Annotated in this window: 28 protein-coding genes; 11 read left to right on the forward strand and 17 right to left on the reverse strand. The window is 70.9% G+C overall.

The window, feature by feature from the left end; genetic code table 11:
• Positions 1–12 precede the first annotated feature (12 nt).
• On the reverse strand, positions 13–441 hold the full coding sequence (locus ACYQ1K_RS12790) for an OsmC family peroxiredoxin (protein WP_459983375.1): 429 nt from the start codon (positions 439–441) through the stop codon (positions 13–15).
• A gap of 117 nt (positions 442–558) precedes the next feature.
• Between ACYQ1K_RS12790 and ACYQ1K_RS12795 the strand changes: the two genes are divergently transcribed.
• From ACYQ1K_RS12795 to ACYQ1K_RS12810, 4 genes are all read left to right on the forward strand, one after another.
• On the forward strand, positions 559–948 hold the full coding sequence (locus ACYQ1K_RS12795; protein ID WP_459983376.1) for a globin: 390 nt from the start codon (positions 559–561) through the stop codon (positions 946–948).
• Positions 949–1,060: 112 nt separating this feature from the next.
• The gene (locus ACYQ1K_RS12800) at positions 1,061–1,567 is read left to right on the forward strand and encodes a hypothetical protein (protein ID WP_459983377.1); all 507 of its coding nucleotides are present in this window, start codon (positions 1,061–1,063) and stop codon (positions 1,565–1,567) included.
• Between the two features lie 41 nt (positions 1,568–1,608).
• The gene (locus tag ACYQ1K_RS12805; RefSeq protein WP_459983378.1) at positions 1,609–2,247 is read left to right on the forward strand and encodes a hypothetical protein; all 639 of its coding nucleotides are present in this window, start codon (positions 1,609–1,611) and stop codon (positions 2,245–2,247) included.
• Positions 2,244–2,786, forward strand: a complete 543-nt coding sequence (locus ACYQ1K_RS12810; protein WP_459983379.1) for an RNA polymerase sigma factor — start codon at positions 2,244–2,246, stop codon at positions 2,784–2,786. The genes ACYQ1K_RS12805 and ACYQ1K_RS12810 overlap by 4 nt, the downstream gene beginning before the upstream one ends.
• Position 2,787: 1 nt before the next feature.
• Here ACYQ1K_RS12810 and ACYQ1K_RS12815 read toward each other — a convergent pair whose 3' ends face one another.
• Positions 2,788–3,645, reverse strand: coding sequence for an acyl-CoA thioesterase (locus ACYQ1K_RS12815; RefSeq protein WP_459983380.1), 858 nt, complete (start codon positions 3,643–3,645; stop codon positions 2,788–2,790).
• Positions 3,646–3,779: 134 nt separating this feature from the next.
• Between ACYQ1K_RS12815 and ACYQ1K_RS12820 the strand changes: the two genes are divergently transcribed.
• Positions 3,780–4,277, forward strand: a complete 498-nt coding sequence (locus ACYQ1K_RS12820; protein WP_459983381.1) for a MarR family winged helix-turn-helix transcriptional regulator — start codon at positions 3,780–3,782, stop codon at positions 4,275–4,277.
• Positions 4,278–4,295: 18 nt separating this feature from the next.
• Here the strand turns inward: ACYQ1K_RS12820 and ettA are convergent, their stop codons facing one another.
• From ettA to ACYQ1K_RS12875, 11 genes are all read right to left on the reverse strand, one after another.
• Positions 4,296–5,978 carry an energy-dependent translational throttle protein EttA gene (gene ettA / locus ACYQ1K_RS12825; RefSeq protein ID WP_459983382.1) on the reverse strand — a complete coding sequence of 561 codons (1,683 nt, stop codon included), beginning with the start codon at positions 5,976–5,978 and terminating at the stop codon, positions 4,296–4,298.
• A gap of 240 nt (positions 5,979–6,218) precedes the next feature.
• Entirely contained in the window at positions 6,219–6,749 is a 531-nt protein-coding gene (locus ACYQ1K_RS12830) for a single-stranded DNA-binding protein (RefSeq protein ID WP_459983383.1), read from the reverse strand.
• A 177-nt stretch (positions 6,750–6,926) separates the two neighbouring features.
• Positions 6,927–7,865 carry an ABC transporter substrate-binding protein gene (locus ACYQ1K_RS12835; RefSeq protein WP_459983384.1) on the reverse strand — a complete coding sequence of 313 codons (939 nt, stop codon included), beginning with the start codon at positions 7,863–7,865 and terminating at the stop codon, positions 6,927–6,929.
• Positions 7,866–7,899: 34 nt separating this feature from the next.
• The gene (locus ACYQ1K_RS12840) at positions 7,900–8,547 is read right to left on the reverse strand and encodes an ABC transporter permease (protein WP_459983385.1); all 648 of its coding nucleotides are present in this window, start codon (positions 8,545–8,547) and stop codon (positions 7,900–7,902) included.
• Positions 8,544–9,188, reverse strand: coding sequence for an ABC transporter permease (locus ACYQ1K_RS12845; RefSeq protein WP_459983386.1), 645 nt, complete (start codon positions 9,186–9,188; stop codon positions 8,544–8,546). Before ACYQ1K_RS12845 ends, ACYQ1K_RS12840 begins: the two co-directional genes overlap by 4 nt.
• Positions 9,185–9,997: an ABC transporter ATP-binding protein gene (locus ACYQ1K_RS12850; protein WP_459983387.1), complete on the reverse strand. Its 813-nt coding sequence runs from the start codon at positions 9,995–9,997 to the stop codon at positions 9,185–9,187. The genes ACYQ1K_RS12845 and ACYQ1K_RS12850 overlap by 4 nt, the downstream gene beginning before the upstream one ends.
• 7 nt (positions 9,998–10,004) lie before the next feature.
• Entirely contained in the window at positions 10,005–10,415 is a 411-nt protein-coding gene (locus ACYQ1K_RS12855; RefSeq protein ID WP_459983388.1) for a rhodanese-like domain-containing protein, read from the reverse strand.
• Positions 10,412–10,933, reverse strand: coding sequence for a cysteine dioxygenase (locus tag ACYQ1K_RS12860; protein ID WP_459983389.1), 522 nt, complete (start codon positions 10,931–10,933; stop codon positions 10,412–10,414). Before ACYQ1K_RS12860 ends, ACYQ1K_RS12855 begins: the two co-directional genes overlap by 4 nt.
• Before the next feature lie 107 nt (positions 10,934–11,040).
• Positions 11,041–12,702, reverse strand: a complete 1,662-nt coding sequence (locus ACYQ1K_RS12865; RefSeq protein ID WP_459983390.1) for a YfjP family GTPase — start codon at positions 12,700–12,702, stop codon at positions 11,041–11,043.
• Between the two features lie 9 nt (positions 12,703–12,711).
• Positions 12,712–14,499 carry a dynamin family protein gene (locus ACYQ1K_RS12870; protein WP_459983391.1) on the reverse strand — a complete coding sequence of 596 codons (1,788 nt, stop codon included), beginning with the start codon at positions 14,497–14,499 and terminating at the stop codon, positions 12,712–12,714.
• Positions 14,496–15,638: a PrsW family intramembrane metalloprotease gene (locus ACYQ1K_RS12875; protein WP_459983392.1), complete on the reverse strand. Its 1,143-nt coding sequence runs from the start codon at positions 15,636–15,638 to the stop codon at positions 14,496–14,498. Before ACYQ1K_RS12875 ends, ACYQ1K_RS12870 begins: the two co-directional genes overlap by 4 nt.
• Positions 15,639–15,680: 42 nt before the next feature.
• Here ACYQ1K_RS12875 and ACYQ1K_RS12880 point away from each other — a divergent pair, with 42 nt between their 5' ends.
• The 6 genes from ACYQ1K_RS12880 (at position 15,681) to ACYQ1K_RS12905 (ending at position 21,403) form a co-directional block, all read left to right on the forward strand.
• Positions 15,681–17,138, forward strand: a complete 1,458-nt coding sequence (locus tag ACYQ1K_RS12880) for an aminopeptidase P family protein (protein ID WP_459983393.1) — start codon at positions 15,681–15,683, stop codon at positions 17,136–17,138.
• A 70-nt stretch (positions 17,139–17,208) separates the two neighbouring features.
• On the forward strand, positions 17,209–18,186 hold the full coding sequence (gene ku, locus ACYQ1K_RS12885) for a non-homologous end joining protein Ku (RefSeq protein ID WP_459983394.1): 978 nt from the start codon (positions 17,209–17,211) through the stop codon (positions 18,184–18,186).
• Positions 18,187–18,816, forward strand: a complete 630-nt coding sequence (kynB, locus tag ACYQ1K_RS12890) for an arylformamidase (RefSeq protein WP_459983395.1) — start codon at positions 18,187–18,189, stop codon at positions 18,814–18,816.
• Positions 18,813–20,093, forward strand: a complete 1,281-nt coding sequence (gene kynU / locus ACYQ1K_RS12895; RefSeq protein WP_459983396.1) for a kynureninase — start codon at positions 18,813–18,815, stop codon at positions 20,091–20,093. Before kynB ends, kynU begins: the two co-directional genes overlap by 4 nt.
• 5 nt (positions 20,094–20,098) lie before the next feature.
• Positions 20,099–20,887, forward strand: a complete 789-nt coding sequence (kynA, locus tag ACYQ1K_RS12900) for a tryptophan 2,3-dioxygenase (protein WP_459983397.1) — start codon at positions 20,099–20,101, stop codon at positions 20,885–20,887.
• 36 nt (positions 20,888–20,923) lie between these two features.
• A complete protein-coding gene (locus ACYQ1K_RS12905) occupies positions 20,924–21,403 on the forward strand; it encodes a DUF2505 domain-containing protein (RefSeq protein ID WP_459983398.1) in 480 nt (159 codons plus the stop codon).
• Here ACYQ1K_RS12905 and ACYQ1K_RS12910 read toward each other — a convergent pair.
• The 4 genes from ACYQ1K_RS12910 to ACYQ1K_RS12925 form a co-directional block, all read right to left on the reverse strand.
• Positions 21,360–21,596, reverse strand: coding sequence for a hypothetical protein (locus ACYQ1K_RS12910; protein ID WP_459983399.1), 237 nt, complete (start codon positions 21,594–21,596; stop codon positions 21,360–21,362). The genes ACYQ1K_RS12905 and ACYQ1K_RS12910 overlap by 44 nt on opposite strands.
• 72 nt (positions 21,597–21,668) lie before the next feature.
• The gene (locus tag ACYQ1K_RS12915) at positions 21,669–22,385 is read right to left on the reverse strand and encodes a hypothetical protein (RefSeq protein ID WP_459983400.1); all 717 of its coding nucleotides are present in this window, start codon (positions 22,383–22,385) and stop codon (positions 21,669–21,671) included.
• A gap of 92 nt (positions 22,386–22,477) precedes the next feature.
• Positions 22,478–22,825, reverse strand: a complete 348-nt coding sequence (locus ACYQ1K_RS12920) for a DUF6912 family protein (protein WP_459983401.1) — start codon at positions 22,823–22,825, stop codon at positions 22,478–22,480.
• Entirely contained in the window at positions 22,825–24,279 is a 1,455-nt protein-coding gene (locus ACYQ1K_RS12925) for a WS/DGAT/MGAT family O-acyltransferase (protein ID WP_459983402.1), read from the reverse strand. Before ACYQ1K_RS12925 ends, ACYQ1K_RS12920 begins: the two co-directional genes overlap by 1 nt.
• Positions 24,280–24,322 lie beyond the last annotated feature (43 nt).

Genomic DNA, 24,322 nt, shown 5'->3' on the forward strand with positions numbered 1-24,322 from the left:
GCTGCCCGGCGGCTAGGACGCGAGCGCGGCGTCCAGCGTGATGGTCGTTCCGGTGAGCGCCTGCGAGACGGGGCAGTTCGCCTTGGCGTCCTGGGCCAGCGAGACGAAGGTGTCCTCGTCGATCCCGTCGACCTCGCCACGGACCGTCAGCTTGATGCCGGTGATCCCGGTGCCGGGCGTGAACTCCACGTCCGCGCTCACCGTCAGGCGGGTCGCCGGAGTCTCGTTCTTCGCCAGACCGTTGGAGAAGGCCATCGAGAAGCAGGACGAGTGCGCCGCGGCGATCAGCTCCTCCGGGCTCGTCTTGCCGTTGGCGGCCTCGGCGCGCGAGGGCCAGGACACGTCGTAGGTGCCGACGCCGGACGAGTCGAGCGTGACCTTGCCGGCGCCTTCGAAGAGCGTGCCCTCCCAGATGGTCGTGGCGGTGCGGGTCGTGGGCATGTGCGAGCTCCTTGGTTGTCGAATGGACAAGTGGGATGGATCCTCGCCGATCCTTGCATGGACCCGAGCGGGTGCACCGGGCGCCGGCCGCCTTCCGCCGTGGGCGAGAATGGGCGGGTGACCGAGCAGCAGGCAGCGAGCTTCTACGACGAGATCGGCGGCCACGAGACGATGCGTCGCATCGTCGCCAGGTTCTACGAGCGCGTGGCGACCGACCCGGTCCTCCGCCCGATGTATCCCGAGGAGGACCTCGGCCCCGCCGAGGAGCGGTTCCTGCTCTTCCTCACGCAGTACTGGGGCGGCCCCACGACGTACTCCGACCAGCGCGGCCATCCCCGCCTGCGGATGCGGCACGCCCCCTTCGCGGTGACGCCGCAGGCGCGCGACCACTGGCTGGCCTGCTTCCGCGACGCGCTCGACTCGGTCGAGCTGACGCCGGAGCAGGACGCCCGGTTCTGGGAGTACGTCACCCACGCCGCCCAGTTCATGATCAACGCGCACGGCTGAGATCTGTCCGTCGCCTGAGATTTGTCCGTTGCCCGTGTAACGGCGACGACCAGCCGCGACAGGTAACCACCGCAGAGCCACGCGCCGTGACCCGTCTCGGAGGAGATTCCCCATGCAGAGCATCAAGGCCCTCGCCGCCACAGGCGCGGTCGTCGTGTCGACGATCGGAGGTGCGTACGCCGTGGGCGTCACGAACCTGACCGGGCACGAGGTGAACGACCACGCCGCGCACGGTCAGGCCGTCGCGGCCGCTGCCCGCGCCCGGCATACCGCCGCCCCGACGTCGGAAGCCCCGAGCCAGACGGCCAGCTCCGAGACGTCCCTGACGAACTCCGACGAGTCCACCGCTGCGGACCCGGCCGAGACGTCGACCACGGAGTCGACCGAGACCGACACCGAGGCTGCCGAGCCGAAGGAGACCGCTGAGCCGACCGAGAGCGCGACGGGCGAGTCGGCTGCCAAGAGGCACGACGGCTGGACGCGCGGGCAGCACCGCGGCTGGAGCAAGAACGGCAAGCACTACGGCGTCGGCCATGGCACCGGCAAGCCAGCCAAGCCCGCCCACGACACGCCGCAGCACACCAGCCCTGCCCCCACCCACCCCGGGAACGCACACTGACCGCCATCGCCTTCGACTGGACTCCCTCGAGAATGGCTCCCATGGACGACCGCCCCGAGCTCCGCGCCACCATCCCGGCGCTGGAGCCTGACCCCGTCCTGCTCAGCCAGCTCGTAGAGCTCAGCACAGCGAGCACGGCGGCGAACACCACCGTGAGGACGCTGAGACCGACCCGAGCGCTGACGACGGGAGCAGCAGCGCTCGGCCTGGTGGCGGCCACGTCGTGGATCGCGGGAGCCCTGCCGGGAGTGCCGTCCCCGATCGCACCGGGTCCGGCACGCACACCCGCGCCCACCTCGCCCGCCACGCCGAGCCGCACCGGTGACCACCGTGTCCCGGGTGCCGGCATCGGCGCCACGCCCGGCGCCTCCCGAGCCCCATCCGAGGCGCCGGGCGTGGTCTTCCCCACCAGCACGACGGGTCCTCGCGTCGGCTCGAGCACCGCACCGGGCTGGAGCCCGCCGGGCAAGCCGTCACAGAAGCCGACGGGGACGGGCGGTCGCGCCGTGGGGAAGAACGCGTCGAAGCATCCCGACAGCGGCCGTCACACCGGACGGCACAAGCGGCACCACGATCCCGCCACCGGCGGCGCAGGAAAGGCCCGCCAGCAACCTCCTCCATCCCCCGGCGTGCATCGAGCCGAGGCCGCACCGACCAGTGACCCCACCACCGGTCCGTGAGAGCCGACGACCGCACTGTCGCAGCGGCGAAGACCGGCGACGCGGACGCCTGGCGTGAGCTCTACCGAGCACACGCCGGGCGCTTGCTCGTCTGGCTGCAGCGGCGACCGCTGGACGACGGCGCCGTGGCTGCCGAGGACATCGCCGCCGAGACGTGGCTGACGGCGGCCAGCAAGGTCGCGGACTTCACGGGCAGCGCTGCCGACTTCGCCGGCTGGCTCTTCGGGATCTCGCGCAACCTCGAGGCGAACGCGCGCCGACGGGGCAGCCGGCGGCGGACGTCGCCGCTCGCCGAGGTCGAGCCGGATCCGGTGCCGGGCCCGGAGTCGGCGTACGTCGCCGAGGACTGGGTCCGCTCGGCGCTCTCCGGCCTCCCGGATCGCGAGCGCGACGTGGTCACCTGTCTCGACGTGATCGGGCTCGACGTCGCCACGACCGCGTCGGCGCTCGGCATCAGCGTCGTGGCGGTCCGGGTGGCGCGGCACCGAGGCCTGAAGCGGCTGCGGGGCCTGGTGGGCGTGGCGGCGGGAGCCGGCTAGGTCAGCCGATGATCAGCTGCTCCAGCGCCGCGCGGACGTCGGGGGAAGGCTCGGCGCTGCGCCCGGTCGCGGGGTCGACGAACACCATCACGTGCCGGGAGCGGGCGAGCACCTCCCGCTCGGCCAGGATCTCCGCCTCCATCACCATCGAGGTGCGCCCGAGCCGATGGACCCAGCCGTACACGTCATAGGGCTCGGCCGGGAACAGGATCGGGCGGCGGTAGGCCACGTCGGACTGGGCGACGACCATGGGGAGCGACCCGGCCCCGGCGATTTGCTGGCGCAGCCTTCCGATAGTGGAGATGCGCGCCTCCTGGAAGTACTCGAAGTACTTCACGTTGTTGACGTGCCCGTAGGCGTCCACGTCGGAGAAGCGCACATGGAGCGGGTAGTGCCCGAGCTCGGTGTGGTGGGACTCGCCGAAGCGGGTCGACGGCGTCGGTGCCGACTCCAGGTAGACCTCGAGCGAGGCACGCTCCTCAGGCGTGATGCGCCGGGGCCGCTCCGTCGCGAAGACGTAGGGCGCCAGGACACTCGTCGCACGCAGATAGACCGTCCGTGCGTCGCCGTCCTGTCGGAAGACCTCATAGGCCATGGTGAAGCTCGCGGCCCGGATGTCGGTCACCCAGATCTCGACGAGCACCGGCGTGAAGTCGAACATCAGGGGCGCGACGTAGTGGACCTGGTGGCTGACGACGACGACGCCTTCGGCGAGCTGGTCGGTCTGGGTGGTGCGCGCGTGGATCCGCAGCATGTCCACCCGCGCCTCTTGGAGGTAGTCGACATAGGTGACGTTGTTGACGTGGCCGAGCATGTCGAGGTCGGCCCAGCGCATGGGGCACTGGTAGAGGTGGCGCACGGGGCTGAGTGTGTCATCCGTTGCCCGACGACACGGTGACGCCCCGCTGGTGCCACGCCGATGCCCCTGGACTCCTCGGTCCTGCCCGGGCATGGCGCCCGTGGTGGAGTGGCCCGGCCGGGGACAATGGAGGCGTGACCACCGAGGCGACCCGCTGGCTGGACCCGGACCAACAACGCTCGTGGCGCGCACTGCTGATGGGCATGACGCTGCTGCGGGACCGGCTGGACGCCGACCTGCGGCGCGGCTTCGACCTGTCGCTTCCGGAGTACGAGGTCCTCGTCCGGCTTGCGGAGAACGACGGCCGGATGCGCATGGCACAGCTGGCCGACGCGATGGCCCACAGCCGGTCGCGGATCACCCACACGATCAGCCGGATGGAGCGCGCAGGCCTGGTCGAGCGGCGCGACTCCCCCGAGGATGGACGCGGCGTGATCGCGAGGATGACCGAGGACGGCCACGCGCTTCTCGTGCGAGCAGCCCCGACCCACGTCACCGGCGTGCGCGAGTATCTCCTCGACCTGGTCTCCCAGGACGACTTCGCCGCCGTCGGCCGGGTCTTCGACGCGGTCTCGGACCACCTCGTCGAATGTCACCCGGCCATCGAGATGCGCAACCCGCCGACCGCTTGAGAGCGGCGGAGGCGCAAGTCAATCCCGGGTGAGGCGGCGGTGCGTCACCCGGTGCGGGCGCGCGGCCTCGAGTCCGAGACGCTCGACCTTGTTCTCCTCGTACGACGCGAAGTTGCCCTCGAACCAGAACCACTCGCCCTCGTTCTCCTCGGTGCCCTCCCAGGCGAGGATGTGGGTGGCGATGCGGTCGAGGAACCAGCGGTCGTGCGACGTGACCACGGCGCAGCCCGGGAACTCGAGCAGCGCGTCCTCGAGGGAGGACAGGGTCTCCACGTCGAGGTCGTTGGTCGGCTCGTCGAGCAGCAGCATGTTGCCGCCCATCTTCAGCGTCAGCGCCAGGTTGAGCCGGTTGCGCTCGCCACCGGAGAGGACGCCGGCCTTCTTCTGCTGGTCGGGGCCCTTGAAGCCGAACGAGGCGACGTAGGCGCGGCTGTTCATCTCGAAGTTCGCGACCTTGATGAAGTCCAGACCGTCGGAGACGACCTCCCAGACGTTCTTGGTCGGGTCGATGTTGGCGCGACTCTGGTCGGCGTAGGAGATCTTCACCGTCTGCCCGACCACGAGGTCGCCCGCGTCGGGCGACTCGGACCCGGTGATCATGCGGAACAGCGTCGTCTTGCCGACGCCGTTGGGACCGATGACACCGACGATGCCCGCACGCGGCAGGGTGAAGGAGATGTCGTCCCACAGCGTCCGACCGTAGAACGACTTCGTCAGACCCTTCGCCTCGAGGACGATGTCACCGAGTCGCGGGCCCGCCGGGATGTTGATCTCGGAGGTGTCGATCTTGCGGGCACGGTCCGCCTCAGCGGCGAGCTCCTCGTAGCGCGCGAGACGCGACTTCGACTTGGTCTGCCGCGCCTTGGCGTTGGAGCGGACCCACTCCAGCTCCTTCTCCAGCATCTTGGCGCGCTTGGCGTCCTTGGTGCCCTCGATCTTGAGGCGCTCCTTCTTGGTCTCCAGGTAGGTGGAGTAGTTGCCCTCGTAGCCGTGGATCGAGCCACGGTCGACCTCGGCGATCCACTGGGCGACGTTGTCGAGGAAGTACCGGTCGTGCGTGACGGCGAGGACGGCGCCCGGGTAGGTCTTGAGGTGACCCTCGAGCCACTGGACCGACTCGGCGTCGAGGTGGTTGGTCGGCTCGTCGAGGAGAAGCAGGTCCGGCTGCTGCAGCAGCAGCTTGCACAGCGCGACGCGCCGGCGCTCACCACCGGAGAGGTTGTCCACGACCGAGTCCGGCGGCGGGCAGCGCAGCGCATCCATGGCCTGGTCGAGGCGCGAGTCGAGGTCCCAGGCGTTCGCGTGGTCGAGGTCGGTCTGCAGGTCGCCCATCTCGGCGAGGAGCGTGTCGAAGTCGGCGTCCGGGTCGGCCATCAGCTCCGAGATCGCGTTGTAGCGGTCGAGCTTGCCCTTGATGTCGGCGACGGCCTCCTCGACGTTCTCGAGCACCGTCTTGCCCTCGGTCAGCGGAGGCTCCTGCTGGAGCATCCCGACCGTCGCGTCGGGGTCGCGGACGATGTCGCCGTTGTTCGGCTGGTCGAGCCCGGCCATGAGCTTGAGCAGTGAGGACTTGCCCATGCCGTTGGGGCCGACCACGCCGATCTTGGCGCCGTGGAGGAACGAGAGCGTGACGTTGTCGAGGACGACCTTGTCGCCGTGGGCCTTGCGCACGTTGCGCAGGGAGAGGATGTACTCGGCCATGACTCGAAAGCCTAGTTGAGATCCGGGCTCAGACCTGACCGGGGTCACGCCCGCGCGGACCGAGGCCCGGGCGGCGACCAGCCGACGACCAGCCGACGACAAGACGACGACAAGGCGACGACGGCCAGGCCCGTCCAGGTCACCCATCGTGCGCGACTGCGCGACCTGGACGGGACTCGAGGGGCTCGACGCGCTGGACCGGCAGGTCGGGGCGGACCAGCCGGACGGGCGGGTCGTGCCTCAGGCCGCCGGAGACTCCTTCCGCCAGTCCTCGACCGGGTCGGCCCCCTCATGCTCGGCCGCTGCGAACGCCTCGTCCACCGGCTCGCTCCCCTCCCCGAGCGGGGCGACGTCGAGCGGGCCGACGTCCATCGGGGCGACGTCCATCGGGCCGGCCTCGTCGCGCTGGGGTCGCTCGTTGCGCGCCAGCCGCGCGGTGCCGAACCTGAGGTCGTGACCGACCGTGGTCGCCTCGATCTCCAAGGAGGTCCGCTCCGTGCCGTCCTGAGCGGTCCAGGTCGAGATGTTGAGCCGCCCGACCACGGTGACGCCATCGCCCTTCACGAGCGAGCCGGCGACGTTGCGGGCCATGCCACGCCACGCGTTCACCGTGTACCACTGCGTCGGGGCGTCCACCCACTGCTCGGTGCGACGGTTGAAGTGGCGCGGCGTGCAGCCGAGACGGAAGGTCGCGACCTCGGTCTCGCCGGCCTGTCGCAGGGACACGACGCCCCCGACGAAGCCCTGCACGGTGATGTGGGTGTCGTTCATGGTTCCACTCCTCGGATCCAGTGGGGCCCGGCGGGCCCGCTCGTGTCCGAGCCTGCGGAACACGACCGACACCAGCGCGCACATGCCCTACCGCCTGGGGACGAGACCGCCGCGGGCCGCTGCTGTGGAGACAGAGCGGCCCGCGGCGGCAGGGCGAGATCGCGAGCGGAACGGGAGTCAGGCGAGCCCGTTCTGCTTCAACCAGTCGCCGGCGACCTGGGCGGCCGTCGGCTTGGAGTCGGCCGCGAAGGCCGTGTTGAGCTTCAACAGCTCCTCGGTGGTCAGCTTGGCGGACACGTCGTTGAGCACCTGGGTGACCTTGTCGCTGTCGACGTCGTCGCGGATCAGGGGGACGACGTTCTGAGCGGCGATCAGGTTCTTCGGGTCTTGCAGCGTGACCAGCTTGTTCTGGCTGATCGAGGGGGTCGTCGAGTAGATGTCGGCGACGTCGACCTGGCCGGAGGTGAGTGCCTTCACCGTCGCGGGGCCGCCCCCGTCGTTGATCGCCGTGAAGGAGATGTCCTTGATGCCGTAGACCTTCTCGAGCCCCGGGATGCCGTAGGCCCTCGTCTTGAACTCGGGGTTCGCGGCGAGCTTGACGCCCTTGACCTTGGCGAGGTCGGCGATCGAGGTGACGCCGTTCTTCTGAGAGAAGTCGGAGGTCACGTTGAGCGAGTCCTTGTCCTCACCGGGGGCCGGGTCGAGGACCTTGAGCCCGCTGGGCAGCGCCGACCCCAGTGCGCTGTTGACCTCGTCGGGCGCCGTGGCCTGCGCGTTGGGCTCGAAGTAGAGCAGCAGGTTGCCGGTGTACTCAGGGATCAGCCCGATCGTCCCGTCCTTGATCGCGCCGATGTAGGCCTCGCGGGCTCCGATGTCGAGCTTGGTGGAGGCGTCGAGGCCCTTGGCCTTGAGGGCCTGGGCGTAGATCTCGGCCAGGATCTCGCTCTCACCGAAGGCGGCCGAGCCGACCACGATCGGCTTCGACGAGGACGACGAGGCGGACGAGGATGCGCCGCCGGAGCCCGAGTCCGACGTGGTCGGGTCGCTTCCGCAGGCCGCGAGGCTGAGGGCGAGGACGGCAGCGGCGAGACCACCGAGTGCACGGGTGAGCTTCATGGTCGTTCTCTCTTCTCGGGTGGGGACGGACTGATCATGCCGGAGCAAGTCGTTGGAGCAGGGCGAACGCACCGTCGAGCACGAGAGCAAGCACGACGACGATGAGGGAACCACCGAGGATCTGCGGATAGTCCCGGATGGCGACGCCGTCGATCACGTACCGCCCCAGTCCACCAAGACCGATGTAGGCCGCGATGGTGGCGGTGGCAACGACCTGGAGGACCGCGGAGCGCAGACCGCCGAGGAGCAACGGGAGACCGAGGGGCACCTCGACCTGCGTCAGCACCTGCCACTCGGTCATGCCCATCCCGCGCGCCGCGTCGACGGTACGGCGGTCGACCGACTCGACTCCGGCGTACGCACCGGCCAGCAGCGGCGGGACCGCCAGGACAACGAGCGCGGTGATGGGCGGCGCGAGACCGATCCCGCGCCACAGCACGACCAGCGTCAGAAGACCGAGCGTGGGAAGCGCTCGCAGGGCGCCGGTCAACCCGACGGCGACGCCGCGCAGGCGCCCGGTGTGGCCGATCCACAGCCCCAGGGGCACGGCGATGGCGACGGCGATCACCACGGTCAAGGCGGTGTACCCGAGATGCTGGATCAGCCGATGCGGGATGCCGTCCTCGCCGTGCCAGTTCGCGGGCGTGGTGAGCCACGTCCAGGCCTCGTCGAGGACACTCATGCGGTCGCCCTGCCCCGTGTCCACGGCAACAGCAGCCGCCCGAGGAGGACCCAGCACAGGTCCAGGACGAGCGCCACAGCGACGACCAGCACGATCCCGACGACGATCTCGGTGATGAAGTAGCGCTGGAAGCCCTCGGTGAACAGCGAGCCGAGGTTGCTCACGCCGATGAGCGCGCCGACCGTCACCAGGCTGACTGTCGACACCGACGCGACCCGGATCCCCGCCAGCATCGCCGGGCCGGCGAGCGGGAGCTCGACGCCGATCGCGCGCTGCCAGCGCGAGTAGCCGCTGGCCGACGCAGCCTCGAGCACCTCGGCCGAGACCTGGCCGAAGGCGTCGGCGACGGTCCGCACGAGGAGGGCGATGGCATACAGCGTCAGCGTGATGGCGACGTTCAGAGGGTCGAGGAAGCTCGTGCCGATGATGCCGGGAATGATGACGAGCAACGGCAGGGAGGGCAGCGAGTAGAGCACCCCGCCGACGCTCAGCGCCGGAGCGCGGAACCACGGGTAGCGGCTCGCCCACCAGCCCACCGGAACGGACAGCAGGAAGCCGACCACCACGGGCACCACACTGAGCCAGAGGTGCTGCCAGGTCAGCTCGGTGAGCCGGTCGAGGTTGGCGCGGACCCAGGTCACGGGGCGAGGATGCCTGTCGCGCGGCCCTGCTCGTCGACGACGACCTGCTGACCGTCGACCTCCTCGATGCGCAGCTTGCGGTTGCCCTTGTCGAGCCCGACGAAGCTGCGCACGAACTCGTCGGCAGGAGCGGCGAGGATCTCGGCCGGCGTCCCCACCTGGGCGACGACTCCGCCCTTGCGCAGGATCACCACCTGGTCACCGAGGAGGAACGCCTCGTCGATGTCGTGGGTGACGAACACGATCGTCTTGCCCAGCTCCTGCTTGAGCGCGAGGAGCTGGTGCTGCAGGTCGGCGCGCACGATCGGGTCCACCGCGCCGAACGGCTCGTCCATGAGGAGGATGTTGGGGTCGGCGACGAGGCCGCGCGCGACGCCGACACGCTGCTGCTGCCCACCGGAGAGCTGCCGGGGGTACTTCTCCGCGAGGTCGGCCTCGAGACCGACGCGCGCCAGCGCGGCCAGGGCACGCTCACGCGCGTCGCGGCGGGGTGCGCCGGCCAGCCTGAGCGGCGTTGCGACGTTGTCGACGACCTTCCGGTGCGGGAGCAGGCCGGCCTGCTGCATGACGTACCCGATGCTGCGCCGCAGCGCGACAGGCCGGCTGGTGGCGACATCGACATCGTCGATGAGCACCTGCCCCGCCGTCGCGTCCACCATCCGGTTGACCATCCTGAGAAGGGTGGTCTTGCCGCAGCCCGAGGAGCCGACGAGCACGGTCGTGCTGCGCGACGGGATCGTCAGGCTGAAGTCGGCGACCGCCGTCGTTCCGTCGTCGTAGGTCTTCGTGACCGACCGGTACTCGATCACGTGCGTCTCACCCGGAGACCACGTGCTCGACAGGCGTCAGCCCCGCGACGACCGGCAGTCCGGCCTCGCGCCAGGCCGCGATGCCTCCCTCGATGTCGGTCGAGTCGAGCCCGAGCGAGCAGAGCGAGTGGGCGGCCAGGGAGGAGGTGTAGCCCTCGGCGCACACGATGATCCAGCGACGCGGCGTGTCGGCCTCCGGCACCCGCGCGTCCGACGTGGGGTGCAGCCGCCACTCGAGGTGGTTGCGCTCGATGATGAGCGAGCCGGGGATCTCTCCCATCGCCCGGCGCTGCCACTCCGGTCGGATGTCCACGATCAGGTCTCCGGCGGCGACGGCGTCGGCTGCCTGGCGCGGCGAGAGACGGGTGAGTCCCTGACGAGCCGCTCGCAGCATCTCGTCGACGTCGGCGTAGATCACGATGCCGCCCGCTCCTCACGCGCCGGTGCGGGCGCCTCGGGGTCGTCGGTCCAACTGGATGCGCGGCGCACCAGCCGGTCTGCTTCGACATCGTAGTAGCGCATGAGCGTCAGCGGCGGCGAGTAGGCGTGCACGCTCACCGCAGTACCCTCCGCGCGGTTGATCACATCATGCACGTAGTGGTTTCCGAAGACGACCGTCTCCCCCGCGGCACGATGGCGATGAACCAGCCCACCCCGGGCCGTCGGGCCGGACCACGCGGCCTCGGTGAGCTCGCCCGAGACCACGGTGAACGCGCCGGCGGACCCGCCGTGGTCGTGCAGCTGCGTGCCCTGCTCCGTCGTCCAGCTGATCAGCCAGACGTCGACCTGCTCGTCAGCGTGGATCCGGACATGCCATCGATGCGAGGGGTCGGCGTGGATCTCGTGGCACCCGACGGTCACCTCGGCGGCGAAGCGACGGGTCGTCTCGGCGAGCTCGTCCAGCGACAGTGCCGGGCGAAGGGGGGACGTGCGCACCTGACGAGTGTATCTCGACTCGCTTACTAGACTTACGTATCTCGCGGAATGGGCGCGCCTCGTCGCGCCCCGCTCGCGACGGAGCGAGCTGGAGCGGCCCGACGAGATCAGCCGAGCGCGCGGTCGAGGCCGGCGCGGACCGCGGAGTACGCCGCCAGCTCCTCCTGCACCGGCGTCACGACCAGCTCTCTGGAGACGCTCGACACCGCTGATCGCAGCCGCTCCTCGGCCCGAGCGGCTCGCGCCCGCGCGGTGCCGACCACCAGCACGCGGCAGACCAGCGCCAGGACGATGCCCAGGACGGCCCCTCCGATCAGCAGCAGGAGCGGGACCGAGATCCCGCCAGCGTGCGGCGTCGAGGAGTCAGCGAGCGTTCCGGAGACCAGAGCGGCCAAGGTCCAGACTCCTCCGACGACAGCCGCGGCGATCAGGAGCCACTGCAGCACGCGGACGGCGCCTGCCCACGCCGGGAGATGGGAGACTCCCAGGTCAGTGTCCCCCAGCGCCGCGTCCAGCCGGTCGTTGAGATCGCCGATGTGCGAGACCGAGGCAGCGCGGACCGACTCCTGCCACGACCGGCCCAGACCGCTCGACGCGTCGTCGGCAAGAGCGCGCACCTCGCTGTCGACCCGTGCGCCCTGCACGGCTGTCGCGGCCGGCACCGACGTCCGAGCCCTGCCGGTCAGCTCCTTGCCGGCCGCTCCGAGGTCGAGGTGCAGCCGCTTCAGCGGGTCGGCACGGAACGCCGAGATCCACGACACGAGGGGCCAGCCCGTGGCCCGGTTGGCCCGCAGGCGGGTGGCACGCTCGACCGCCGCCACGACCGTCGGGACGCCCGCCGCCTCGGCGATGGCGTCGTCGAGGGCCTCGACGCGCTCAGGAGCCAGCGAACGCGCCTTCGCGGTCCCCGACTCGGCCTCGATCCGGCCTGCCACGGTCTTGACGTCGGCCTCGAGCCGCGCCTTGGTGGCCGCCTTGTCGGCGACGCGGGCGGCGATCTCGGCCTTGAGCTCGGCGATGCCCCAGCCGAGCTTGGCGCTCACCGGGATGACCGGCACTCGCTGCAGGCCGTCGTTGTCGAGCAGGCGGCGCACGTCGGCGACCATCGACGCCCGCCGCTCCTCCGGCACCGTGTCGATGTGGTTGAGCACCACGACCATGACCTCGTCGTGGCTGCGCAGCGGCGCCAGGTAGCGGTCGTGGATCGCCGCGTCGGCGTACTTCTGCGGGTCGAGGACCCAGACGAGCATGTCGACGAGCACCACGAGCCGGTCGACCTCGAGGTGGTGGGAGACCTCGGTGGAGTCGTGGTCGGGCAGGTCCAGGAGCACGACGCCGTCGAGCTCCTGCCCCTCCCGGCGGGTGTCGAGCATCGAGTCGCGTGTGGTCTGGTGCCGGTCAGGGATCCCGAGCCACTCCAGCAGCTCGCGCGCGCCCTGGGTGCCCCAGACGCAGGCCGTCGCCCACGAGGTCGTCGGTCGTCGTACCCCGACGGCCGAGAGCTCCAGCCCGGTCAGCGCGTTGAACGTCGAGGACTTCCCCGACCCCGTCGCGCCGGCGATGCCGACGACGGTGTGGTCCGCGGACAGCTTGAGTCTGCTCTGCGCGCGCTCGACGACCGCGCGCGCCTCCCCCACGATGTCGTCGCTCAGCCGTCCGCCGGCCGCGTCGACCGCGGCCGCGAGCCCGTCGATGCGCGCGCTGATGTCCGATCCGGAGGCGGGCTGGCCGGTGAGGCGGTTCTTCGCACTCTGGAGCAGCGACGTCATGGCGTCACCCTATGACGTGCCGATGCTAGCGGCGTACCGGGCGTCGTCGACGCGACGGGCCGCCTGGCGCAGGTTCTCCCCCGCCGCCGGGTCGATGCGCAGGTTGTCGACGAGGTCGACGTAGCGCACCTGCTCGTCGGCGAACAGCGAGCGAAGGCGGACCTCGAGCGACTGACGCGCCCGCTCGGCGAGCGAGCGCACCGCCTGGTCGCCGAACACGGCCTCGAGCAGCTTCTGCCCGACGACCGCCGAGCCGCCTGCGATGCCGACCTCGGCGCCCGTGAGCCCGGCGGTGTTCGCGAAGACCACGACCATCAGGGTGACCGCCAGGCCGTTCACACCGAAGGCGAGGAAGCGAGCGGTCGACTTCTTGTCCCCACCCTCGGTCCGCACCATGTCGAGCACGTCCTGCTGCCAGTCGCGCACCGCCCGCTCCGCCTTGCGCCGCAGGTCGCGCGAGGCCCGCCCGAGCTCGGTCGGCGAGGTGGCGAGGAGGGCTCGGCCCGCCTCGAGCTGGAGCCAGGCCGCCTCGGCGCGCTCGGCTGCCTGCTCGGCGTGCTCGAGGACGAGCAGCTCGAGACCGGACTCGACCGCCACCTGGACCTGTTCGGCCTGCTGGGGCTTGCCCTTGACGGCGTTGACGAGCCGGTCGCGCAGCTTGCTGACCTTCGACTCGAGCGAGCGCAGCAGCTCGCCCGTCCCGACGAACTCCTGCCAGCGCGCGAGCACCTCGCCGCGCAGCATCGTCCCGTCGGCGGTGGCGGCGAGGATCGCGCGGAGGCCGTCCTCGTACGCCGCCTCGGCGTCGCGTCGCAGGCGGGCCGCGGCGTCCGACTGGGCCAGGGACGCGTCTGCGACCGGGTGCGCCCGGCGGGAGACGGTGCGCACGGCGCCCTCGAGCGTCTGACGCACGACCGCCTGCCGTGCCCCGGAGTCAGCCGCCAGCATGTCGATCCAGCCTCGCACCTCGGCCACATGGTCGGCCGGGAGCAGACCGTCCTCGGACACGCTGCCCTCGTGGACGATGAAGAGCGGGCTGTCCTTGAGGCCGCGCGAGGCGAGCATGCGCGCCAGGTGCGTGGCGACGGTCTGGACGGCGTCGGCGGGCGTGCGGTCGAGCACGATGGCCACTGCGGTCGAGCGCTCGGCTGCTGAGCGCAGGAACGTCCAGGGCACCTGGTCGGCATACCGCGCCGCGGAGGTGACGAAGATCCACAGGTCGGCCGCCGCCAAGAGCTGAGCCGCCAGCAGTCGGTTCTGCTCCTCGACGGAGTCGACGTCGGGTGCGTCCAGGATCGCCAGGCCCTCCGGCACGCTGTCCGAGGCCACGAGCTGCAGGGCGCTCGGGTCGTTGGTGGCGTGGGAGACGCGCTCCAGCTCGGGCAGCAGCCGGTCCTGGCCGAACCACTGGCGGTCGGCCGGGTTGTGCACCAGGACGGGCGACCGGGTCGTCGGCCGGAGCAGCCCCGGCGTGGTGACACGCGACCCGACGAGTGAGTTGACCAGCGTCGACTTGCCTGCGCCGGTCGAGCCGCCGACGACGGCGAGCAGCGGCGCCTCGAGCGTCGTCATGCGCGGAATGACGTAGTCCTCGAGCTGGGCGACGAGCTCGGCCTGGTTGGTCCGCTGCTCCGCTGCTCCTGGCAGGTCGAGAGGCAGCACGACGTCGGTGAGCGCCTGGCGCAGGCGCACCAGAGCAGTCACCATCCGGGTGGCTGCCGTTCCGAGATCGGCAACACCGGCCGACCCGGCCAGGCCGGGTGGGGGGTTCGTGTCCGAACCCTGGGAGGTCGTCATCGCGTGGGCACCACCTGTCCGGGAAATGCGATGGTCGGCCTGACCCTACCGATTCTTGCGACATACTCCTGACCGCGCTCGGCGAAGTCGGGCGGTGGCGTGCCTCGCAGGTAGCGGTGGTGGAGGTAGCCGAGCTCGATCGCCGCCTGCTGGTAGTCGCGCATCGCCCGCTCGCCGGCGACTCCGCCCCGCTGTCTCGCGTAGGCCCGCGCGCGGCGCCGGGCCTCGAGGTCGACGACCCAGCCGATGTCGGTCGCGGGAAGCAGCCCCCGTGCCGCCGCATCGCCGAGGGCCCTCGCCAGCATGCGCCGCTCCGAGGAGCGGGCCCACAGCGCGAGGGCGAGGATCCCGACGAGCGCGGGGACCATGAGGACGACGTAGACGACCACGAACCCGCCGAGCCCGAAGACGGTCGCGGAGTTCCACATCGAGTGTGCGACCACGGCGCATGCATACCCCGCGACCGGCGCGACCAGCCGCAGCGAGCGGGACCGTGCGGCGACCGCGATGCCGACGCCGACCCCCGTGAAGGCTGTGAACAGAGGGTGCGCGAACGGGCTCGCCAGACAGCGGATCAGGAACGTCTGCGTCAGCGCGTTCGTCCCGCCCGGGCCGATGCCGGAGGTGCCGTCGTAGGCCGCCGCCAGGTAGAGGATGTTCTCGGTGAAGGCGAAGCCGATCCCCACCATGCCGGCATAGACGAGGCCGTCCAGCAGCCCGTCCAGCTCGTCGCGACGCCACCACAGCAGCGCGATGAGGAACGCACCCTTGCAGGCCTCCTCGACGACGGGCGCCAGGATCGCGCTGCCCGCGTCGCCGGTGAAGCCGGTGACGACTCCCCCGATGCCTTCGAGCACGACGGCCGCGAAGCACGCGACGAACGCCCCCCACAGGAGGCCGAGGGCGAGCAGGCCCCGCGGCTCGGGCTCGTAGCGGTCGAGCCACAGGTAGCAGGCGACCAGCGGCACGACCGGAAGCGCCGCCAGCACGGTCGCGACCGTCAAGGTCCGTGGAGCTCCGGAGAACGAGATGACGGCCAGCATCGGCAGCGCGGCCAGCACCACGACGACCGACACGACGATGGTGAACGCCATGCCGCTGCGCCGCCGGTTCGAGGTCGCCCGAGATCCAGCCCCCATGTGGCCCACCCTATCGACGCAGGGGCGACCTAGAGTGAGCGCATGGGTGAGGAGACGAAGCCGACGACGGAGCATGTGGACGAACCGGCGACGCAGCAGGTGACGCAGCCAGTGACAGAGGCGCACGACCCGTCCGTCCCGCAGGCGTGGTCGGCCTTCATGCGCCGGGGGTGGGGCGACCGGGAGCTGGACCTGCCGCCGCATCCGATCGCGCCGTACGCCGCCGCGCGCCGCGCACGTCTCGCCGACGCCTTCCCAGGTGAGCGGCTGGTGCTGCCCGCGGGCGGCTTCAAGGTGCGCTCCTACGACACCGACTACCGGTTCCGCCCGGACACGGCGCACACCTACTTCAGCGGCAACCAGACCTCCGATGCGGTGCTGGTCGTCGAGCCCGACGGCTCCTCGGTCCTCTATGCCCGTCCGCGGTCCAGTCGGGACACCGATGAGTTCTTCCGCGACCGCGTCTACGGCGAGCTCTGGGTGGGGCGCCGACCGTCCGCCCGGGAGATCTCCGACTCCCTCGGGATCGAGGTGCGCCACGTCGACGAGCTCGAGGTGGGGCTGCGCGCCGGTGTCAAGACGCGCGTGCTGCGCGGACGTTCGGCGTATGTCGACGGTCTGCTCGCTCCCGACGTCGCACTCGACGATGACTTCGCGCGCGTGGTGTCCGAGATGCGACTGGTCAAGGACGAGTGGGAGATCGCCCAGCTGACCGAGGCGTGCGACATCACCGCTCTGGGCTTCGAGGACTCGGTCCGCGAGTGGCCACGCGTGCTCGAGCTGGGCGAGCGCTGGATCGAGGGCACCTTCTTCCGTCGCGCACGCGCGATGGGCAACGACATCGGCTACGACTCCATCGTCGGCGGCGGCGTCCATGCCACGACACTGCACTGGATCGACAACACCGGCCCGATCACGCCCGGCACGATGGTGCTGCTCGACATGGGCGTGGAGGGCCGCAACCTCTACACCGCCGACGTCACCCGGACGCTGCCGGTCTCGGGCACCTTCACGCCGCTCCAGCGCGACCTCTACGACCTGGTCCACCGGGCGCAGGAGGCGGGCATCGCCGCCGTTCGCCCGGGCGCGCACTTCCGGGCCGCCCACCATGCCGCGGTCGAGGTGCTGGCGCACGGACTCGGTGATCTCGGCCTGCTGCCGGTCTCGGTCGATGAGGCGCTGGACGAGGACAGCAAGGTCTACTCGCGCTGGACGCTGCACGGCGTCAGCCACATGCTCGGCCTGGACGTGCACGACTGCGGCGCAGCCTCGAAGGAGGCCTACGCCGAGGGCACCCTCGCCGAGCACATGGTCCTGACCGTCGAGCCGGGCCTCTACTTCCAGCCCGACGACCTGCTCGTGCCCGAGGAGCTGCGCGGGATCGGCATCCGCATCGAGGACGACATCCTCGTCGGATCCGAGGGCGCCCAGAACCTCTCGGCATCGCTGCCCCGGGCCGCGGCGGACGTCGAGGCGTGGATGGGCTCACTGATCGGCTAGGACCGGCGACCGATCAGGCACCGCGCGACGACGTGCGACACAACTGGCGCATCGCGGGATACTGGGCAGCATGCGAGCGATCTGGAAGGGCGCGGTCTCCTTCGGCCTGGTCAGCGTGCCGGTCAAGCTGTATGCGGCGACGGAGTCCCACGACGTGTCGTTCCGTCAGGTCCATGTGGCCGACGGCGGACGGATCCGCTACCAGCGGATCTGCTCGATCGACGGCGAGGAGGTGCCCTACTCCGACATCGCCAAGGGCTATGAGACCGAGGACGGCGAGATGGTCATCCTCACCGACGACGACATGGCGGCCCTGCCGTCGACGTCGAGTCGCGAGATCTCGGTGGAGAAGTTCGTGCCGAGCGACCAGATCGACCCGCTCCTCTTCGAGAAGTCCTACTTCCTCGAGCCGGAGAACACAGGCAAGAAGCCGTACGCCCTGCTCCGCGAGGCGCTCCGCGAGGCGGACCGGATGGCGGTGGTCACGGTGGCGCTGCGCAACCGCACCACCGTCGCCGTTCTCCGCGTCCGCGAGACCGAGCGTGGCGACGTCATCGTGCTGCAGACGCTCATGTGGCCCGACGAGGTGCGCGTGCCCGACTTCTCCGTCGACGTCGACGGGGAGGTGAAGCCCGCCGAGGTGAAGATGGCGCGCATGCTCGTCGACACGCTGGCGGGCGACTTCGACCCGTCCGAGTTCGAGGACGACTACGCCGAGGCCGTCGAGACGCTCGTCAAGACGAAGGTCGAGGGCGGCGACGTCACCCGGACCGAGACCTCGACCAAGTCGGCCGGCGAGGTCGTCGACCTGCTGGCCGCCCTGCAGCGCTCGGTCGCCGCCGCCAAGAAGGGACGCGGCGAGGACGTCCCCGAAGAGGCCGAGAGCGAGCCGGAGGACGAGGCCGGGACCGACGAGAAGCCGGCCAAGAAGGGAGCGGCCAAGAAGACGGCCGCCAAGCAGACCGCGACCAAGAAGACCGCCGCGAAGAAGACCGCCGCGAAGAAGACCGCCGCGAAGAAGACCGCCGCCAGCCGGAAGGCCAGCTGATTGACCGGGCTGTGGGACATCACGCCCACCGTCGACGTGACCTCCCCCGTCTTCCCCGGTGACCAGGCCTACGACGCCGGCTGGACGTTCCGCATCGGGCCGGACTGCCCCGTCAACGTCGCGCGACTGACCCTCTCGGTGCACACCGGAGCGCATGCCGACGCTCCTCTCCACTACACCGACGACGGGGCACCGGCCGGGGCGCTCGACCTGACGCCCTACCTCGGGCCGTGCCGCGTGGCGCATGCGACGACCGCGCGTGACCTGGTCCGCATCGACGACGTGGCTCATGCCCTGGGCGACGACCTGCCGCCGCGCGTCCTGCTGCGCACCTACGACCGCCAGCCGGCCATCTGGGACGAGTCCTTCACGGCACTGGCCCCCGAGCTGGTCGCCGAGCTGGGGCGACGTGGGGTCGTGCTCGTCGGCACCGACGCCGCCAGCCTCGACCCCGCCGCCAGCTCGACCCTCGACGCCCACCACGCGGCTGGTCGGCATGACATGCGGGTCCTGGAGAACCTGCTGCTCGACGACGTGCCCGAGGGCGACTACGAGCTGATCGCCCTGCCGCTCAAGCTGGCCACCGCCGACGCGGCGCCCGTGCGCGCCGTCCTCAGGGAGCTCAGGTGACGACCCGCGACGAGGCAGCACGGCTGGACGAGCACGACCCGCTGGCACCATTGCGTGACCTGTTCGACGTGCCCGAGGGCGTCATCTACCTCGACGGCAACTCCCTCGGCGCCCTCCCGCGGGCCACCGCCGGGCGGGTTCAGGAGGTCATCGCCCACGAGTGGGGCGTCGACCTCATCGGCAGCTGGAACAGCGCGGGCTGGATCGACCTCCCCCGCCGCGTCGGCGACAAGATCGGCAGCCTGGTCGGCGCTGGACCCGGCGAGCTCGTCGTCGCCGACTCGACCAGCGTCAACGTCTACAAGGTGCTGAAGGCCGCGATCGCGCTCGCGGCCGCGGACTCCCCGGGGCGGCGGGTCATCGTCAGTGAGCGGACGAACTTCCCCACCGACCTGTATGTCGCCCAGTCCGTCGCACGCGAGCACGACTGCGAGCTCGTCCTCATCGAGCCCGGCGAGGAGCCCGTGGAGCGGCTCGACGCCCTGCCCGCGGCCACCGTCGCCGTCCTCATGCTGACGCACGTCAACTACCGCACCGGCCGGATGTGGGACATGGCCGGCGTCACCGCCCAGGCGCACGAGCGGGGCATCATCACGGTCTGGGACCTCTGCCACTCAGCCGGAGCCGTGCCCGTCGACCTCACCGGTTCCGGGGCCGACTTCGCGATCGGCTGCGGCTACAAGTTCCTCAACGGCGGGCCAGGCGCGCCGGCGTACGTCTGGGTGAGCCCTCGCCATGCCGACCGGTTCGCCCAGCCGCTGTCGGGCTGGATGGGCCATGCGGCCCCCTTCGCCTTCACGACCGCCTACGAGCCGGCACCGGGCATCGCGCGCTACGTCTCGGGCACGCCGGCCGTGATCGGCACCGCCGCGCTGGAGTGCGGCGTCGAGACGGTCCTCGCCGCCGAGCCGTACGGCGGCATGGCCGCGCTGCGCCAGAAGTCGCTGGCACTCACGCGGCTCTTCGCCGACCTCACCGAGGAGCGCATCCCGGGGTTCGGGATCGAGTCGCCTCGTGACGACGACCAGCGGGGCAGCCAGGTCTGCCTCACGCGGCCCGAGGGCGCCTATGCGATCGTGCAGGCGCTCATCGCCCGGGGCGTGGTCGGCGACTTCCGTGCGGGCCAAGACGGGCTGCCCGACATCCTGCGCTTCGGTGTCACCCCGCTCTACACGAGGTTCGTGGACGTGTGGGACGCCGTCGAGCACCTGCACCAGGTGATGGAGACCGAGGAGTGGCGCGACGCTCGGTTCTCCCAGCGGCTCGCGGTGACCTGAGACAGATGCCCGACATGGACTACGGCGACTACCTGCACCTCGACGAGCTGCTCGAGGCACAGCATCCGCTCTCGCCCCACCACGACGAGATGCTCTTCATCGTGCAACACCAGACGACCGAGCTGTGGCTGCGTCTGATGCTGCACGAGCTCGACGCCGCCATCTCCGCCGTGGCCGAGGACCGACTCCCGGCGGCGTTCAAGATGACGGCACGCGTCTCGCGGATCATGGAGCAGCTCGTGCACGCGTGGGACGTCCTGGCCACCATGACGCCACCGGAGTACACCGCCATCCGCCCCTTCCTGGGCGCGAGCAGCGGCTTCCAGAGCTGGCAGTACCGCTGCCTGGAGTTCCGCCTCGGGAACAAGAGGGCCGCGATGCTGCGTCCGCACGAGCATGCCCCCGCCCGGCTCGCGCCCGTGCAGGCGGCGTTCGTCGCGCCGTCGCTCTACGACGAGGCCCTCCGACTGCTCGCCAGGCGGGGACTGCCGGTGCCGGCCGACCACGTCGAGCGAGACTGGACGCAGCCATACGAGGCGAGCGGCGAGGTCGAGCAGGCCTGGCTCGAGATCTATCGCTCCCCGGAGACGCACTGGGACCTCTACCAGCTCGGTGAGGAGCTGACCGACCTCGAGGACGCGTTCCGGCTGTGGCGCTTCCGTCATGTGACGACCGTCGAGCGGATCATCGGCTTCAAACGCGGCACCGGCGGGACCGACGGCGTGGGATACCTGCGCTCGATGCTCGAGGTGGTGCTCTTCCCCGAGCTGTGGCGGCTGCGAACCGACCTGTAGTCCCACACGCCGACGTCCACCGGCATGATGTGCGCCATGAGCACGTCTCTGAGCCATGAGCTGACCTACGATGCCCCGCTCGCCAGGGTGGCGGCGATGCTGACGGACGCGACCTTCCGCACGTCGGTCTACGACGCGCAGCGGGCCACGTCGTGCGACGTGACGGCCACCGGCACGACGCAGAGCGGCGAGGTCTCCATCGACTACACGCTGCCCACCATCGGCCTGCCGTCGTTCGCCAAGAAGATCGTCGGCGACGGGGTCCGCATCGTCCAGCGCGAGCAGTGGGCGGGAGACAAGGCGAGCCTCCACCTGACCATCCCCGGCAAGCCGGGCGAGGTGAGCGGGACCATCACCTTGACCGAGTCGGGTGGCGTCACCCTGGAGACCGTGAGCTGCGAGATCCGGGTCACCATGCCCCTGGTCGGCGGCAAGGTCGAGCGCCTGATCGAGGAGATGCTCCTCAAGTCCCTCAGGAAGGAGAACCGGGTCGGCCAGGAGTGGCTTGCTCGCTGACACCGACTTCTGACCGGGCGCGCTCCTCGGCCCGTGCCTCGACCTCGGCCCGCGCCTCGGTCTCGTCCTGGCGGCGCCGGACGGCGACCAAGGCCCCGAGCACGACGAACGGCCCGAACGCGAGCAGCAGCGTCAGGACCTTCTCATAGGGATGCAGCGCGCCCAGGTGGAGCGCCACGATCTCGAGGAACACGTGCCCCAGGATAGATCGCGGCGCCTTCACCCGGGCATTCGCGCCGCGCGAGCGATGGCCGTGCGGCCAACGTCAGCGTCGGTAGGCCTTGAACGGCCCGTAGGTGTGCGCACTCAGACCGCCGGCCGCCGGAACGGGCAAGCGATAGCTGATCCCCCGCCGTGAGTTCGCGAACGACACGCGGAAGATCCCGGTCGCGGTCACCCTCACTCGCGTGTAGGACCTCCAGTGCCCAGCCTTCCGCACCTGGAACGTGAGTCGCCGCCCGACCAGCCCGGTCGTCGGGGAGAGCCTGAACCGGCCGACGCTGTGTGAGCGGGTGCTCCGGTCGGACACGGTGAGCTTGCGGATCACCGCGATGCGGACCGGCGCCGAGAACGACTCCTGGAACGAGTCGCCGAACTGCGCCGACGTGCCACCGGTGTAGTGAATACGGTAGAGCCCGGTGGCGCGGATGATGTCGTTGCCCGACCAGTAGGTGTCGTAGCTCGTGTCCGTGAAGACGGCCTGCCAGGATGCCCCGTTGTTCACCGAGCGCTCCACGATCGTGCGGCCCGCGTCGGTCCAGGGCGAGGTGGGGTTGTAGGTCCCTCCTGTGCACCGGGCCGCGACATCGCCCGAGATGCGGTCGTAGTCGCCGGAGGTCACCGTCGTCGCGTAGACGCTCACGCTGGTCGTGGTCGTGCACTGAGCGGTCGCGGCGCTCGCCGGTGCTGCGGCACCGACGCCAACCAACCCCACGGCGCCCATCAGCAGTGCTGTGGCCGCGCTGCTCAGCCTGGATGACAACGAACGGATCATGTATTCCCCTTTGCTCGCGGCCGGCGCATGGTCCGGCCGATGCTCGCTTCCGGGTGCAGACGCTCCGAGCGGGGGGATCGTTATGCGAGGAGGTCGGGGATCTCCTGGGTGGCGAACCAGCCGAGGTCCTCGTCCGGATCCGCGTCCGCGGGCCGCTCGGCCACGTCGGCGTGCACGGCCTGCCACGTGCGCACGGGTGCGGTGCCGTCCACCGAGCCGGTGTCGACGACGAGGACGACCCTGCGCCCCGCACCGGACACGAGCTCGGCGGACGCATCGGCGGCCGACATCAGCGCGGCGTACTCCCCCTCCTCGGTGTCGTCGGGCGCCTCGAAGGCGCCGCGCAGGCCCGGCTCCCCCGCCGGCACCTCTCCCGCTGCGTGCCACTGGGCGAGGAGGTCGAGCGTCGCAGGAACGTAGAGCCGCATCAGGCCTCGCCGTCCTCGGTCCGGCGCCGGCCGCGGGGCGCGCGATGGCGGCCGCCGTCGACGACGTCGCGGAGCTCGTCGAGCGCGTCGCTGAGGCACTGCCCGAGGAGCTCGGCATCGGGGACCAGGTCGCGGTCGGTCGTGACGCCGAAGAAGACCCCGCCGTCGTACGACGTCACGCCGATCGCGACGGCGTGGCCGGGTGCCAGCGGCGGAACCGGATAGCTCGCGACCATCCGAGCCCCCGCCGCGTAGCGTGGCGACTGCGGGCCCGGCACGTTCGTGACGCAGACGTGGTAGCTGCGGTCCGGCTGGGCGGCCGCGGCACGGGACCCGACGGCGTGGAACGTGGTCGGCGCGAAGCCCGCGATGCCGACGAGCCGGCTCGCCGACACGCCGCGGCCGGTCGCCTTGTGCGACTCGAAGGAGTAGGAGACCTGGTGCAGCCGGACGACCGGACTCGCCTCCGCTACCGGGAGGTCGACGAAGTGGACGGCGATCTGCGAGCCCAGCGAGGTGGCCTCCTCGTTCTCGTCGATCACCGAGACCGGCACCACGGCCCGGATCTGTCGCGTCCCGGCGAGCGACTCGCCCCTCGTCATCAGGAACGAGCGCAGCCCGCCGGTGACGATCGCCAGCACGACGTCGTTGATGGTCCCGCCGTGCTCGGCGCGGATCGCGCGCAGGTCCTCGAGGCGGGCGTCCAGGGTGATGAGCCGGCGCTGCTGCGAGAGTCGGCCGTTGAGAGGGCTCGGCCGCTCCGAGCCGCCCCGCACGACCAGCTGCGCCGTGCCGACTCCGCGTCGGGTCAGTCGCCGGACCCGGCGGGCGAGGTGGGAGCCGGTGCTGCGAGCGCTGTCGAGGAGGACCTCCGGCTCGGCGAGCGCGTCGCGCACCGCGTCGACGAGCAGGCCGGCGGGAGTCGCTCCTCGGCTCGGCCGCCACTCGTCGAGCGCCTCCGGGTCCAGCACCCTGAGCTCGGGGCTGACGTCGAGCAGCAGCTGGCCGAGGTCGACGGTGTGGACGCCGTCGACGAGTGCCTGGTGGGCCTTGCTGAGGATCGCGACCCGGCCCCCCTCCAGCCCTTCCACGAGATACATCTCCCACAGGGGCCGGTGGCGGTCGAGCGGTCGCGACACGATCCGGGCGACGAGGTCGCGCAGCTGGTCGGCCGTGCCAGGACGAGGCAGCGCGGAGCGGCGCACGTGGTAGTGCAGGTCGAAGGTCGAGTCGTCCACCCAGACGGGGTTGGCGAGACGACCCGGCACGGACTGGATCCGCTGGCGGTAGCGCGGCACGAAGGAGATCCGGTCCGCGATGAGCGCCAGGAAGGCGTCGTACCCGAAGCCCTCCGGCCCCGGCTCGAAGATCTCGACGGTCGCGTTCTGCCGGGGCGCGCTCGCCCGCTCCTCAGTCAGGAACGCGAGGTCGCGGGGCGTCAGTCGGTCCCCCATGCGGCGCCCCTCTCCGGGGCCTCTTGGCCCCCTCTCAGTTTCG

The organism is Nocardioides sp. AN3, from assembly GCF_054653495.1.